Origin of the sequence: Mucilaginibacter sp. UYP27 (genome assembly GCF_040547175.1) — a bacterium.
Taxonomy (GTDB): Bacteria; Bacteroidota; Bacteroidia; order Sphingobacteriales; family Sphingobacteriaceae; genus Mucilaginibacter.
In genome coordinates this window covers 191,925-206,348 of record NZ_JBEPPE010000003.1, presented here as the reverse complement: position 1 = coordinate 206,348, position 14,424 = coordinate 191,925, and the positions used below count along the sequence as shown (strand labels likewise).

Below are 14,424 nucleotides of genomic sequence, written 5' to 3'. Positions count from 1 at the left end.
CTGTTTTTTAACAGGGGCCATATATTTTAAAAGCAGCTAATTAAACTTTTTTTACGTTTACGGCCTGTAAGCCTTTACGTCCTTCTTCTTCTTCATACTCAACATTGTCGTTGTCTTTAATGGCGTTTACACCGCCTTGTACATCTTTAAAGTGTACAAATAAGTCCTTGCCATCATCAGTAATAATAAACCCGTAACCTTTTTGTGTGTTAAACCATTTTACTTTTCCAGTTTTCATAATAATAAAATAATTGTATTAATAATTGTGTGTTTAAGAACAGTAGGTAATTCAACTGAGTATAAAAATGGTTTAATAATCAATATGGAATGTACAACTATCTGTATCAAATATATAAAATTAATAATAACCAAATAAATTTATTATTAAGGTAAAATAAATTTAAAAACAAAAAAGTCATTGGCGTAAACCAATGACTTTCATTACGATATATGTAGGATCGGATTATTTTACTTGCTGAAAGAAGTAAACACCGGCAGATGGTGTAACCCTTACTAAAACTTCTTCTTTGTCGTTTTTCAAGTCAACAAAATACACTGTAGAATCGAAACCGTTATCGCCGTTATCTAATTTGATAACTTCGTTTGCGAAGTAACCTTCGTATTTAGCGGCAATTTCTTTTTTAGCTTTTGCAGGCAATTCTTTGAACTGTACATTCTCCGTAATGCCTATCAACTCACCACGAAGGTTGTAGAAAGCTGATTTTTTTACACCGTCGATAGTGAAGGTTGCTTTCTGGAATTTTGAATTAACTTTCCAGGTTACATTTTCAGCTCTAACAAAATCGCTGTTGAATTTTGAAGAAACTGCGTATGATACTGCATCAGCATCACCTTCTGATTTTGAAATTGTGTTAGCAGCAAAAACATTTACTGTGAACAATGCTGCGATAGCGGTAGATATAAATAATTTTTTCATGATCGTTTGTTTTAAATTATATAACAAATGTACATCCGTATTGACAATATTCATAATTATTGCTAATTTTTATGAATATTTTATAATTAATACGTGTTTTTGATTGAAATTTAAAAAATCGAATCATTACTTAGTGTACTTTTAACAATATGTAAAATAAAATACGAAATACTTATTGTAAAAAGTACACTAAGTTAAATTAATGTAAAGAAAGTCTATTTATGTGACTTTTAAATGACAAAAGATGTTTTTTATAGCGGGTTTATCAACCGTTATCTGCAAATCCAGGATATAACGTCATCCCGCCATCGGCCAAAATAGTTGTACCGGTAATGTAATCTGCATCATCAGAAGCCAAAAAGACAGCCAATTTTCCAATGTCTTCCGGCTGGCCTATGCGGTTGTAAGGGATGAGCGTTAAAAGCTCATTTAAAGCCTCCTGTGTTTCCCAGGCTTCTTTGTTGATGGGCGTTTGTATGGCACCCGGCCCAATGCCCACTACACGGACCTTATGCGGTGCAAGCTCCTGCGCGAGGCTTTTCATAAACATGCTGATACCGCCTTTGCTTGCGGCGTAATTTACATGGCCTGCCCAGGGTATAACCTCGTGTACGCTGCTCATGCAGATGATCTTGCCAGCCGCACGACTAACGCTTTCTACCACTCCCCTCTTGATGAACAGTTTGGCGGCCTCGCGCGAGCAAAGGAATTGCCCTGTAAGATTAATGTTGATAACGGTATTCCACTCATCCAAAGTCATATCCACAAATTTGGCATCCTTTTGCAGGCCGGCGTTGTTAACCAGAATATCTATAGTGCCATATTTTTCGACGATAGCGGCAAACATGGCCTGTACTTCTTCTTCCTTACTTACATCGGCATGAAACTCAAAGGCCTCGCCCCCTGCCTGCGCAATGGTATCAACTACTTCATTAGCTTTTTCTGGGCTACTGATGTGGTTTACCAAAACCTTTGCACCAGCAGCGGCCAAAGCAATAGCTACCGCTTTACCAATGCCGCTATCCGCCCCGGTAACCAAGGCGATTTGTCCGTTAAGTTTTTGTGGGTCCATATTGTAAATAAGAATGTTATTTAAACAATATGGTTTTGAAAAATTAAATTTTTACAACTACAACGCCTTTATGTAATCCAAAAACAAGTACAGCGCTTTTTTTTTACCCTCGGTCAAATCAAAATCAAGCTTATGCATCAGGTAATCTTCCAGGTCAAAATCTGCGCGTTGTGGCAAGGTTTGCAATAACTCATGCCTGTGGGCAAGGCCGTGGCGAAGCGCCTGGTTAAACTCTTTTATAAAATCTTCGGGGATTGGCTTGTTGGCTATCCAGGCGGCAAACACGAATGGTAGGCCGGTAAACTTTTGCCACTCTTCCGAAAGGTCGTAAACGTATTTATAATGCTCTTTTTTGCCGAAAGTACGGTCGCCAATTTGTACAAAGGCGGTTTGGTCATCCTGCGAAACTGCGTAATCATCAGCCCTTACAATAAGTTGGGGCGCTATCATCCAGTAGTTCTTCATCAGTACCTTAGCCAAATTATTTGAACTGCGCGATTCGGGGTCAAGCTGTACACGCTTCACATCCTTTATATCGCAATTGCTAAATATAAATACGGAGTTTACCGCGCCAACCGCGCCAATGCAATAATCGGAGATGATCTCCCACTTTGGCAGACTTAACGTAGCCGCGACAGGTATTAAACCAATATCGACCTTATCATCTATCAGTTTTTGTGCACAGTCCGATGGGATATCAAGGCTTAGTTCAATCTTGTCTTTAATGGCGGAGTCTTGCAGACCGTATAAAAAGGGTTTGGTGTTAGTATAGCTAACGGCAGAAATTCTAATCTTATTCACTTATCGTTCTCTCTATGCGTTTTTTAAATGTTTGGCGTTGTTGGCTTCAACAACTTCAAACTTACTGCCATTGTAAGTTACTTTGTACAGCACCAGGTTTTGGTGAGGGAAGGTATCCATTTGCGTAAGCGACTGCTCTGTTAAGATACACATCAGCAAACGCAACGCCCGGCCATGCATGCAAACCAATACCGTTTTTTCCTCGGGATGGCTCATGATAATGTCCACCGCCTGCAGTTGCCTTTCTTTAACTTCGTTAGGGCTTTCGCCGCCTTCAAATTTAACATCCAGGTTACCGCCCAGCCAGTTGCGCATCAAATCTAAGAAAGCAGCTTTAGTTTCGGGTGTGGCAGGCTGCCCCTCATGTACTCCCCAGGCAAGTTCATCAAGGCCTTCAAGTTTTTCGTAAGGCAAACCAAGGTCAATAAACTGCTGGATGCTTTGCTGTGTACGCTTTAATTCGGATATGTAGATCTTATCAAAAGGAACATCTTTATAAGCCTGGTAAAACATGTCGGCCTGATGGCGGCCTTCATCGTTCAGATCGGTATCGCGGCCGCGGCCCTGTACAATACCTTGCTTATTAAGATCGGTTTGGCCGTGGCGGACTATATATAGTGTCTTTTCTATTTGGTTCATTTGTTCAATAGTTCATTTGTTCATAGGCACATTGTCCACTAATAAACTAATGAACAAGTGAACCAATAAACTAATTTATAACCGGCAGCTTGTAATAGCGATGTTTCTCCGTTTCTGCAAACTGATAATCGTTGTAATCGGTCACCACATTATATAGCGTATCTCGCTCTATGGGGTAACGGCCGGCGTTTTTTATCAGTTCAACCAGCTCTTGTGTGCTCATGGCCGGTTTCTGTTCTTCGGCGCCTGCCATAGCGTAGATCTTGGTGGTGTCATCAAGCGTGCCGTCAATGTCATCCACCCCAAAGTTAAGGGATAGCTGCGCCGTAGTACGGCTTATCATTGCCCAGTAAGCCTTTATATGGTCGAAGTTATCCAGATAGATCCTTGCTATGGCATAATTGCGCAGGTCTTCTACCACGGTAGATTCCGGCACGTTGCTCATCTGGTTATCCTGGTTGCGGAATTTTAGCGGGATAAACGTTTGGAAACCTCCGGTTTTATCCTGCAACTGCCTAAGCTGTTCCATATGGTCAACCCTGTGGCGGTATTGCTCGATATGGCCGTAAAGCATCGTAGCGTTTGAGCGCATGCCCAATTTATGCCATTCTTCATGGATGGCAAGCCATTGGTCGCCGGTACATTTATCTTTGGCTATCAGGTCGCGCACTTCGGGATGGAAGATCTCGGCTCCGCCACCCGGCATAGATTCCAGGCCTGCGTCTTTCATCAGCTTCATACCGGTGGCATAATCTATCTTAGCCTTTTTGAAAATATAGTGATACTCAACCGGTGTTAACGCCTTCACATGCAGATCAGGCCTGTGGGCTTTGATCCTGCTAAACAACTCCGAATAAAAAGCGACATCATACTGCGGTAGAACACCGCCTACAATGTGCACCTCCGTAACAGGTTGGTCGTCGTATTTTTTTACGATATCCAGCATCTCGTCCATAGTGTATTCCCATCCGTCTGCACGCTGTTTAATCAAGCGCGAGTATGAGCAAAACTTACAATCATAAACACAAAGGTTTGTGGGTTCGATGTGGAAATTACGGTTAAAGTATGTTTTATCACCGTGTTTTTGTTCGCGTATGTAGTTGGCAAGTACTCCCAGGTAGCCCAGTTCGGCTTTTTCGTAAAGCAGAACGCCTTCATCAAATGTAATGCGCTGGTTATGGAGTACCTTCTCAGCAATGTCTTTTAGTGCCGGTAAAAGCCGGGGATTATTCAGCAAAACCAGGAAATTATCTGATACTTCCATTTAGAAAAATATTTGGGCAAATGTAGCAAAATGCCGCAAGTTTAAAACGGAAGTATCAACTTAACCAGTGTTTGAACATGCAACTATGACAGTGCGGTTACAGATGAAGCGATCTTAATATTCGCAACACTTTTACAGATGCGGCTATAATTATAAAATAATTCTTAGTTAATTTGGCGGCATACATTCCCAGTCATGAAAATAGAAACCATTGCCATACACGCCGGTAACCATACCGACGCTTCAACTAAAGCAGTTATACAGCCCATTGTTATGGCTACTACTTTTGAGCGCGATGGAGATGGAGGCTTTGCAGCAGGCTACCAGTATAGCCGTTCAAGCAACCCAAACCGTACCTCTCTAGAGCATGTATTGGCGCAATTGGAAGGCGGTGCAGAAGCAGCGGCATTTTCATCGGGCAACGCTGCGGGCATGTCTGTTTTTCAATCACTTGAGCCGGGTACGCACATTATAGCGCCCGATGATATGTACCATGGACTGCGTAACCAACTTAAACAACTTTTTGCCGGGATCCTGGAGTTTGATTTTACTGACGTGAATGATAGCGAGGTTTTACAAGCGCATATCAAACCCAATACCGGGGTTATTTGGATAGAAACACCATCTAACCCGTTGCTTAAAATTACCGACATAAAAAAGGTAGTGGCGATAGCGCGCGAACACAATATAAAAGTAGTGTGCGATAATACATTTGCCACTCCTATTTGCCAAAACCCTATCGCGTTGGGAGCCGATCTGGTAATGCATTCGTCTACTAAATACTTTGGCGGCCACAGCGACCTGATGGGCGGTGCATTAATTACTGCCGAAAAAAGCGACTGGTGGGAAAAGATCCGCAATGTACAAACCATGGGCGGCGCCGTGCCCTCTCCTATGGATTGTTACTACCTGGTGCGCAGTATTAAAACCCTGCCTTACCGTGTTAAGGGCCATGTGCAAAACGCGCAATTGCTGGCTAATTTTTTAGTGAACCATCCGGAGGTAGAAGATGTGATGTACCCTGGCCTTACATCTCATCCGCAATATGAAATTGTTAAAGCCCAAATGAATTACCCCGGTGCCATGATGTCATTCACTTTAAAAGGTGGTGAAGTAAAGGCCAAAAAGGTTGTTAATTCGCTCAAGGTTTTTACCCAGGCAACCAGCTTGGGCGGTGTGGAAAGTTTGATAGAGCACCGCGCGTCAGTTGAAGGGCCGGACACTAAAACACCGTTTAATTTGTTGAGGGTATCTGTAGGGCTGGAGCATATTGATGATCTGATTGCCGATCTGGAACAGGCGATGGCATAATTATTATAATGCTTTACAACGGTTTTACATATAAATGATAATTTATTAAAAATTTAATTTGGATTTTAAAATCCGATTAGCCTATATTTGAAACATTATTTGGTAGCGATACCACGATCAATTTTCCCTCACACGGATTTTGGTTTATAAAGAAGCGGCGAGAGATCAGGCTCAGAGAACCGCTGGCAACCCTACAAGGTGTAGAAGGTGCCAATTCCTGTCCCGGAGAATAGTTAACCGGGGGATATAAATTTTTAATCATGAAAAGTTTAACTTACGTACAAATAAACACATCGCAGGCCCCATCGGCCCAAAGCTTAGCATACAACCAATTCCACGGCTGTATTTGTATGTGTTGCTGCTGCTGTTGATTCGGTAACACGTTCCCTTTTCTGTTTTCCTGAAAAATACGTGATCTGCTGAATAGGATAGTTCTATCCTGTCGTAACCTTTAACATTTCATTTAAATACCCTTAATCTACAGAATATGTCTAAATTAAAATTCGAAACACTGCAACTACATGCCGGACAGGAAGTTGACCCTATTACAGGCGCGCGTGCAGTACCATTATTTCAAACCACATCATACGTGTTTAAAAATGCCGAGCATGGTGCAAACCTGTTTGCGCTAAAAGAATTTGGCAATATATACACCCGTTTAATGAACCCCACCACCGATGTTTTTGAGAAGCGTATTGCCGCTCTTGAAGGTGGCATCGCGGCTTTGGCAACAGCATCAGGCCAGGCAGCACAATTTATCGCCTTGAACAATATTTTACAGGCCGGAGATAACTTTGTTACCTCCCCTTTCTTGTACGGCGGTACTTATAACCAGTTTAAGGTTGCCTTTAAACGCCTTGGTATAGAGGTGCGTTTTGCCGAGGATGATACCGCGGAGAATATCGAAAAACATATCGACAGCAAAACCAAAGCCATCTATACCGAAACCATCGGTAATCCCGGTTTCAGCGTCCCCGATTTTGAACAACTGGCTAAATTGGCGAACAAGCACGATCTGCCGCTGATGGTTGATAATACATTCGCCGCAGGCGGATACCTGTTCCGCCCGTTACAGCATGGCGCCCATGTGGTTGTAGAATCTACCACTAAATGGATCAACGGGCATGGCACCAGCATTGGCGGCGTTATTGTAGATGGCGGTACTTATGATTGGGGCAACGGCAAGTTCCCGCAGTTTACCGAGCCAAGCGAAGGCTACCACGGTTTAATATTCAATGACGTATTTGGTGTAAACGGACCTTTTGGAAACATCAACTTTATCATTCGTGCCCGGGTTGAAGGTTTGAGGGATTTTGGGCCGTCGCAATCACCGTTTAATTCATGGTTGAATATCCAGGGATTAGAAACTTTGTCGCTGCGTGTACAACGCCATGTAGATAACGCCCTTGAACTTGCCAAATGGCTGGAGCAGCACCCACAAGTAGAATCTGTTAATTACCCGGGGTTGGAATCATCAGCGTCCCACACCCTTGCCAAAAAGTATTTGAAAAATGGTTTCGGTGCTGTGTTGTCCTTTAAAATTAAGGGTGATAAGGAACTTGCCAATAACCTCATCGATAACCTGCAATTGGTTAGCCACTTAGCAAACGTGGGCGATGCCAAAACATTAATTATACAGCCGGCGGCTACCACGCACCAGCAACTTTCAGATATAGAGCAGATATCTGCCGGGGTTTTGCCGGGCCAGTTACGCGTTGCCGTTGGTATCGAACATATAGATGACATCAAGGCTGATTTTGAGCAGGCATTTGCCAAAATAAAGCAGCCTGAATTAGCATAACGATTTTTTTAGTTTTTTTAGTTTTTAAGTGATGTTATGAGGGGGCGGTTGTTTTAGCCGGCCGTCCCCCAAATAACGAAGAGTAACAAATGAGCACACAAAGTTTTACCTATACCGGAACGTTTGAACTGGAATCCGGCCAGAAACTGCAAGGACTTACAATTGGCTTTAATACGTACGGGAGCCTCAATAAAAACCGGGATAATGTAGTGTGGGTATGCCATGCCCTTACTGCAAACTCCGACGTTTTTGACTGGTGGAAAGGCTTTTTTGGCCCCGAAGACCACTTTAACCCTGATGAGCATTTCATTGTTTGCGCAAATGTTTTAGGTTCGCCTTACGGTACTGATAATCCATTAAGCACAAATCCTGCAACCGGCTTGCCTTATTACCTCGCGTTCCCGGAGTTTACCATCAGGGATATTGTAAAAGCGCATATATTACTGGCCGATCATTTAGGTATCGACCATGTAGAAACATTATTGGGCGGATCGTTAGGCGGCCAACAAGCTATCGAATGGAGCATCATCGAGCCCGAACGTATCAAAAACCTGATATTGATAGCTACAAACGCCAACCATTCACCATGGGGTGTTGCCTTTAACGAATCACAACGTTTAGCCATCACTGCCGACCGTACCTTTTATGCCGGTGCCACTGATGGTGGTGCTAAAGGCCTGAAAGCCGCGCGCAGCATAGCGCTCCTATCCTACCGTACCTACAAAACTTACGGCATCACCCAACAGGAAGATGGCGATACGGTTACCGATAATTTTAAAGCATCAACCTATCAGGGTTACCAGGGCCAAAAGTTGGTGAACCGGTTCAACGCATACAGCTACTGGTACTTGTCAAAGGCCATGGATTCGCACAATGTGGGCCGCGGAAGGCACGGTGTTGATAAAGCTTTGAGTCTGATAAAAGCACGCACATTGGTTATCGGCATAAAATCTGACGTATTATTCCCTATCGAGGAGCAGCAATACCTGTTCAGGCATATCCCAAAATCGGCCTTTGCCGAACTGGATTCGTTTTACGGGCACGATGGATTTTTAATAGAAACAGAAGATCTTACAAATATTATTACGTCGTTTTTTAAAACAGATGTAAAAGGAAAAATTATAGAATTACAAAAAATAGCTTAATGAGCAAGAAACTGAATATAGGCCTCTTCGGATTTGGAGTAGTGGGCCAGGGATTGTACGATATTATCAAAACAAAAGACCTAAATATAGAGATCGTTAAGATCGCCATCAAAAACCCGGGCAAAGAACGTTCATTACCAAATGAATTGTTTACTACCGATAGGGACGAAATACTGAACAACCCGGAAATAAACACCATTGTTGAACTGATAAACGATACTGAAGCTGCTTTCGAGATCGTATCACGTGCGCTTAGTACAGGTAAAAACGTGGTATCTGCCAGTAAAAAAATGATAGCCACCTATTTGGATGAGTTGATAGAACTACAACAGATCCATGGCACTTCGTTGTTATACGAAGGCGCGGTTTGTGGTAGCATCCCAATTATCCGTAACCTGGAGGAGTATTACGATAATGAGTTATTGCACTCTATCAGCGGGATCTTTAACGGATCATCAAACTACATTTTATCAAAAGGCTATTTAGAGAACCTTGATTACGATACCGCCCTTAAACAAGCGCAGGACCTTGGCTTTGCCGAAACCGACCCAACCATGGATGTTGGCGGGTACGATGCCAAATACAAATTGATCATCGCGGCAGCGCACGCTTATGGAGTGGTTATCAACCCTGAAGATGTGTTGAATATCGGCATCCAAAACCTGTCGCCAAATGATCTGCAATATGCACGCGAAAAGAAATTAAAGATAAAGTTGGTGCCGGTTGCTAAAGAGCTCGACGATAAACACGTTACCCTGTTCGTTCTGCCAAAATTTGTAAATGAAACTGAGTTTTTATACAACGTGGAATATGAATACAATGGCGTTACGGTACAGGCCGCCTTTGCCGACCAGCAATTCTTTTTTGGAAAAGGTGCGGGAGGCCATCCAACAGGTTCGGCGGTGCTTTCTGATATAGCGGCCCTTCGTTACGATTACCAGTATGAGTACAAAAAAGCCAAAGGCGCCACCAACCTGCAGTTTACTAACAATGTCGAAGTAAATATTTATCTGCGTTATGATGATGAAACTTTGGTTGATGCACTGGAGTTTGAACATATCCACGAGCGTTTTTACTCGGGTAGTTATAAATTCGTCATTGGTAAAATAAACTTACAGAAACTGATAGATAACCAGCAGCGCATTGCCGATACAAAGGCTTTTGTTGCATTTGCCGATCAGCTAACAGGCGTAACCTTGGCCGCAGAAAAGTTGCAGGAAGCCGAGGCTTAATTATATCGCACATAAATTATAAGGTTGACGGTTATCCCGCCAACCTTTTTTTATGCCCGTTTGCTACCTTGAATATAAACGGCAATACGTATCATTGCAAAACCTTTTACCCAGTATGCAAAAACTAAAAAGCATCCTTTTTAACAAAAAATTTATACTTATCCTTTGGTTTGGTTTGAGTTTTTTCGCCGTTGCAAAAGACATTATCACGCATTTCGATAACAAGCTTACCACGCATAACAACTATATCATTTACAAACACAACTTTTTAAACCTAATTCACCAGCATACGCTGTTTGGGCCCGAGCCTGAGTTTTACCACGATCTTAACCATTACGGGCCGTTGTTTGGGCTGATAATAGCGCCTTTCGCGGTTTTACCAAACCAGATCGGGGTTGTGCTTTGGGCTATGTTTCTCGCATTTATTCTATACTATGCTGTAGAAAAACTTCCTTTAAATAACGCGCAAAAGTTAGTTATACTGTTACTAAACATTAACAGCATGATGGGTTCATCGGGGAATGTGCAGGTAAATCCGTTGATAACCGCGCTGGTGATTTTCAGCTTTATATTCATCAGGAACAAACAGGATTTTTGGGCTGCGTCAATGATCGTGTTAGGTACCGCGATAAAACTGTATGGTGTTGTGGGCCTTGCGTTCTTCTTCTTCTCAGATAACAAGCCAAAGTTTATTTTAAGCCTTGTGTTTTGGTCGGCCGTGCTATTTGTGTTACCAATGCTGGTTTCATCGCCAGAGTACATTATCAAAACATATCGCGATTGGTACCCGGATCTGCTTGCTAAAAATGCGGATAACTTTGTATCACCAAGGGCAAATATGAGTGTGATGGGGATGGTGTGCAGGATCTTCCACGTAGAGAAACTATCAAACATGTTTATCCTGCTACCTGCTTTAGCTTTGTTTGGCGCATCTATGTTGCGCATAAAATACTGGCGAGATGTTAAATACCAGTTGCTTTTGCTGGCTTCAGTATTGATATTTACTGTAATATTTAGCACCGGGTCCGAGCCGCCAACCTATTGTATAGCCTTTATTGGCGTGGGGATCTGGTATGTTAACTTAGGCCGACCAATCACGGGTTACGAACGCTTCCTGCTCATATTCGCATTGGTAGGTACAGGCTTTTCCTCATCCGATCTGATGCCGGCATATTTAAGATCGCATTATTTTATACCATATTCATTAATGGCGTTCCCATGTTTGCTTATCTGGCTAAAGATAATCTATGAAATGCTCACCCGCCAGTTTGACAAACCCGAAGAAACGTTGCAGATAAGCACTGTAACAAACTAATAAAAGCAAAAGGCTTCCGGTTATGGAAGCCTTAGCTTTTTGTAGAACTCACAAATTAAATTAACTATATATTCCTGTAACTATAAACTCCTGTTAGTGTCCCAATTTTCCAGGTAATGGGCTACCTTGCTCACGAATTGGCCTCCTAGCGCACCATCAACCACGCGGTGGTCATAAGATAACGAAAGGAACATCATGTGCCTGATGGCTATAGCATCGCCTTTTGGTGTTTCTATTACAGCCGGTTTCTTTTTTATAGCACCAACAGCTAATATGGCTACCTGCGGCTGGTTAATAATTGGCGTACCCATCACATTACCGAAAGAACCTACGTTGGTTATAGTGAACGTACCGTCCCGTACATCATCGGGTTGTAACTTGTTGTTACGGGCACGTGTTGCCAAATCGTTTACCGCTTTGGTGATGCCTATAAGGCTAAGCTGATCGGCCTTTTTAATTACCGGAACTATCAGGTTGCCGCTTGGCAAAGCAGTTGCCATACTGATGTTGATATCCTTTTTCTTGATGATCTGCGTACCGCTTACAGATACGTTAATCATCGGGAAATCTTTTATAGCTCTCACTACAGCCTCGATAAATATCGGGGTGAAGGTTATTTTTTCGCCTTCGCGTTTTTCAAACGAGTTCTTGATCTTTTCGCGCCATAACACAAGCTCGGTTACATCGGCCTCTACAAATGAGGTAACATGGGGCGATGTGTGCTTGCTATAAACCATGTGTTCGGCAATCAGCTTGCGCATCCTGTCCATCTCTATGATCTCCTGCCCGCCCGATACGGATGTAGCAGCAGGTTGAGCTTCTGTAGTAGCTGCAGCGGCTTGTGGCGCAGCAGTTGACTGTGGCGGCGCAGGCGGTTGTACGGGTTCAGGTAACGCAGCAGGTGCTTGCGCCGCGGTATAAGCAGGCACTACAGGCTGCGATTGAGCCATTGCCGGCGCAGGTTGTAGCGGTGTACTATCCGTTTGTTGTGCTGCTTGGATCGTAGATCCGCGTTTTTGTATATACTCCAGCAGGTCGTCTTTTGTTAAACGGCCTTCGGCGCCAGTGCCCGGTATGTGGTCAAGTTCGTTATTGCCAATACCTTCCTGGTTGGCTATGTTTTTTACCAATGGCGAGTAAAAGCGATTGCTATAATTTACGCTATCAATTGGTGCGGTCTCTCTTTGTTCAATTTGGCTTATGCCAGGTATATCGGCAATGGGTGCAGGGTCTTCCGCTACCGATTGCGCTACAAAATGTGATGCTTGTTCTCTAATTGCTTGCGGTGCAGTTTCCGGGGTTTGAATAACTTCAGGCTCAGGTGCAGATGTAGCTTCAGGTGCCGATTGGGGGATGTCACTACTGTTGGCGTCCTCAGTTTCTATGATGGCAATTACAGAACCTACCTGTACCACCTCATCCTCTTTACAAAGCTGTTCAACTAACTTTCCTGAAACCGGTGACGGGACTTCCGAATCTACTTTATCGGTGGCAATTTCCATAACTGCCTCATCTGCTTCTATATAATCGCCGGGTTTTTTAGTCCACTTGATTATCGTCGCTTCCGCAACGCTCTCACCCATCTTTGGCAGTAATAATTGGTATTTGGCCATACGCAAAACTATAGTTCGTTGATCAAAATTATACAATATATAACGGTACTGCTAATTTTCTTTCAGTAAAGTAATCAACATAAAAAAGGCCGCTACAGCACTCCTTTCAATGTTTTGTGTTCGCTTGTTGCCAAATGTGTATTTCTTCGTCACAGTTTTGCCGGCTTTTGCCGCCGCTATCCATACGGTGCCTACAGGTTTGTCTTCGCTGCCTCCGCCAGGCCCTGCAATGCCCGTTATCGCAACCGAAAAATCGGATTTAAATTGGCGCAATGCACCCTCGGCCATTTCGGTAACTGTCTGCTGGCTAACGGCGCCAAATTGATAGAGCGTTTCATTATTGACGCCTAAAACGTTTTCTTTCAGGTCGTTGGAGTAAGTTATGCCGCCGCCTAAAAACACCTGCGACGAGCCCTCGTGTTGGGTTATTAAATGAGATACGTAACCACCCGTGCAGCTTTCGGCAACAGAAAGGGTAAGCCCGCGTTCGGCCATATAATTCAGGACAACTTTTTCAAGCGGGATATCTTCTTGTGCAACCACATTGATGCCTACCCTCTCTACTATCCGCGCTGCAAATTCATCTAATTCATCTTGTAGCGAAGGCTCGCCATCGCCATAGGCACTTAGCCTTAAACGCACCTGCCCCATTTTTGGCAAATAGGCCAGTTTGATGCTGGCTGGCAAATCGTTTTCAATGTCTGCTATCTTCTCGGCCAGGAATGATTCGCCCTCGCCCACAGTCAATATGGTTTTGTGGATGATGACCGGTAGTTTAAATGTCCTTTTTAGTTTAGGGATCACCTCCTCCTCCATCATATACTTCATTTCGAAAGGGACGCCCGGCATCGATACATAAATCTTACCGTCCACATTAAACCACATCCCCGGTGCTGTGCCGTTGTTATTCAGCACAATTTCGCAATTCGCGGGTACTTCGGCCTGTTTGCGATTCACATCAAGCAACGGGCGGTTGTACTTTTTAAAAATGTTCTCAACGTTTTGTAAAGCCTGGTCATTCAGCACCAAGCCGACGCCAAAGTATTCTGCTATGGTATGTTTGGTGATATCATCTTTTGTTGGGCCAAGGCCACCGGTTATCAGGATGATATCTGCACGCCCGGCAGCTTCTGCAAGGGCTTTAAGGATGTGCTGCTTATCGTCGGATATGGACGAGATCTGTTTCACACGGATTCCCTCCCCGTTAAGCTTCTGCGCCATCCAGGCAGAGTTGGTGTCTACAATCTGTCCAATTAATATCTCGTCACCGATGGTTATGATCTCTGCAAGCATA

13 protein-coding genes and 1 riboswitch are annotated in these 14,424 nt (G+C 43.5%); of the genes, 5 read left to right on the top strand and 8 right to left on the bottom strand.

Features of this window, described 5'->3' with window-relative positions; all coding sequences use genetic code 11:
* Window positions 1-40: 40 nt before the first annotated feature.
* From ABIB39_RS12600 to mqnE, 6 genes are all read right to left on the bottom strand, one after another.
* Window positions 41-238, bottom strand: coding sequence for a cold-shock protein (locus ABIB39_RS12600; protein WP_067061679.1), 198 nt, complete (start codon window positions 236-238; stop codon window positions 41-43).
* 225 nt (window positions 239-463) lie between these two features.
* The gene (locus ABIB39_RS12595; RefSeq protein ID WP_354430503.1) at window positions 464-937 is read right to left on the bottom strand and encodes a hypothetical protein; all 474 of its coding nucleotides are present in this window, start codon (window positions 935-937) and stop codon (window positions 464-466) included.
* A gap of 265 nt (window positions 938-1,202) precedes the next feature.
* Complete coding sequence (locus ABIB39_RS12590; RefSeq protein WP_354430501.1) at window positions 1,203-2,009, bottom strand: SDR family oxidoreductase; 807 nt, start codon at window positions 2,007-2,009, stop codon at window positions 1,203-1,205.
* Between the two features lie 57 nt (window positions 2,010-2,066).
* Window positions 2,067-2,810: a menaquinone biosynthetic enzyme MqnA/MqnD family protein gene (locus ABIB39_RS12585; RefSeq protein WP_354430499.1), complete on the bottom strand. Its 744-nt coding sequence runs from the start codon at window positions 2,808-2,810 to the stop codon at window positions 2,067-2,069.
* A 12-nt stretch (window positions 2,811-2,822) separates the two neighbouring features.
* The gene (locus ABIB39_RS12580) at window positions 2,823-3,449 is read right to left on the bottom strand and encodes a histidine phosphatase family protein (RefSeq protein WP_354430497.1); all 627 of its coding nucleotides are present in this window, start codon (window positions 3,447-3,449) and stop codon (window positions 2,823-2,825) included.
* A gap of 70 nt (window positions 3,450-3,519) precedes the next feature.
* Window positions 3,520-4,713, bottom strand: a complete 1,194-nt coding sequence (gene mqnE / locus ABIB39_RS12575) for an aminofutalosine synthase MqnE (protein ID WP_354430495.1) — start codon at window positions 4,711-4,713, stop codon at window positions 3,520-3,522.
* Between the two features lie 195 nt (window positions 4,714-4,908).
* Here mqnE and ABIB39_RS12570 point away from each other — a divergent pair, with 195 nt between their 5' ends.
* The 5 genes from ABIB39_RS12570 (at window position 4,909) to ABIB39_RS12550 (ending at window position 11,517) form a co-directional block, all read left to right on the top strand.
* Complete coding sequence (locus ABIB39_RS12570; protein ID WP_354430493.1) at window positions 4,909-6,024, top strand: trans-sulfuration enzyme family protein; 1,116 nt, start codon at window positions 4,909-4,911, stop codon at window positions 6,022-6,024.
* A gap of 141 nt (window positions 6,025-6,165) precedes the next feature.
* Window positions 6,166-6,277, top strand: a riboswitch (SAM riboswitch).
* 234 nt (window positions 6,278-6,511) lie between these two features.
* Window positions 6,512-7,825, top strand: coding sequence for an O-acetylhomoserine aminocarboxypropyltransferase/cysteine synthase family protein (locus ABIB39_RS12565; RefSeq protein ID WP_354430491.1), 1,314 nt, complete (start codon window positions 6,512-6,514; stop codon window positions 7,823-7,825).
* A gap of 89 nt (window positions 7,826-7,914) precedes the next feature.
* Window positions 7,915-8,970, top strand: a complete 1,056-nt coding sequence (locus ABIB39_RS12560; protein ID WP_354430489.1) for a homoserine O-acetyltransferase family protein — start codon at window positions 7,915-7,917, stop codon at window positions 8,968-8,970.
* Window positions 8,970-10,202: a homoserine dehydrogenase gene (locus ABIB39_RS12555; RefSeq protein ID WP_354430487.1), complete on the top strand. Its 1,233-nt coding sequence runs from the start codon at window positions 8,970-8,972 to the stop codon at window positions 10,200-10,202. The genes ABIB39_RS12560 and ABIB39_RS12555 overlap by 1 nt, the downstream gene beginning before the upstream one ends.
* A 115-nt stretch (window positions 10,203-10,317) precedes the next feature.
* Window positions 10,318-11,517, top strand: coding sequence for a glycosyltransferase family 87 protein (locus tag ABIB39_RS12550; RefSeq protein ID WP_354430485.1), 1,200 nt, complete (start codon window positions 10,318-10,320; stop codon window positions 11,515-11,517).
* Between the two features lie 80 nt (window positions 11,518-11,597).
* Here the strand turns inward: ABIB39_RS12550 and ABIB39_RS12545 are convergent, their stop codons facing one another.
* Window positions 11,598-13,130 carry a dihydrolipoamide acetyltransferase family protein gene (locus tag ABIB39_RS12545; RefSeq protein WP_354430483.1) on the bottom strand — a complete coding sequence of 511 codons (1,533 nt, stop codon included), beginning with the start codon at window positions 13,128-13,130 and terminating at the stop codon, window positions 11,598-11,600.
* Window positions 13,131-13,181: 51 nt separating this feature from the next.
* Window positions 13,182-14,423, bottom strand: a complete 1,242-nt coding sequence (locus tag ABIB39_RS12540) for a competence/damage-inducible protein A (protein ID WP_354430481.1) — start codon at window positions 14,421-14,423, stop codon at window positions 13,182-13,184.
* Between the last annotated feature and the right edge of the window lies 1 nt (window position 14,424).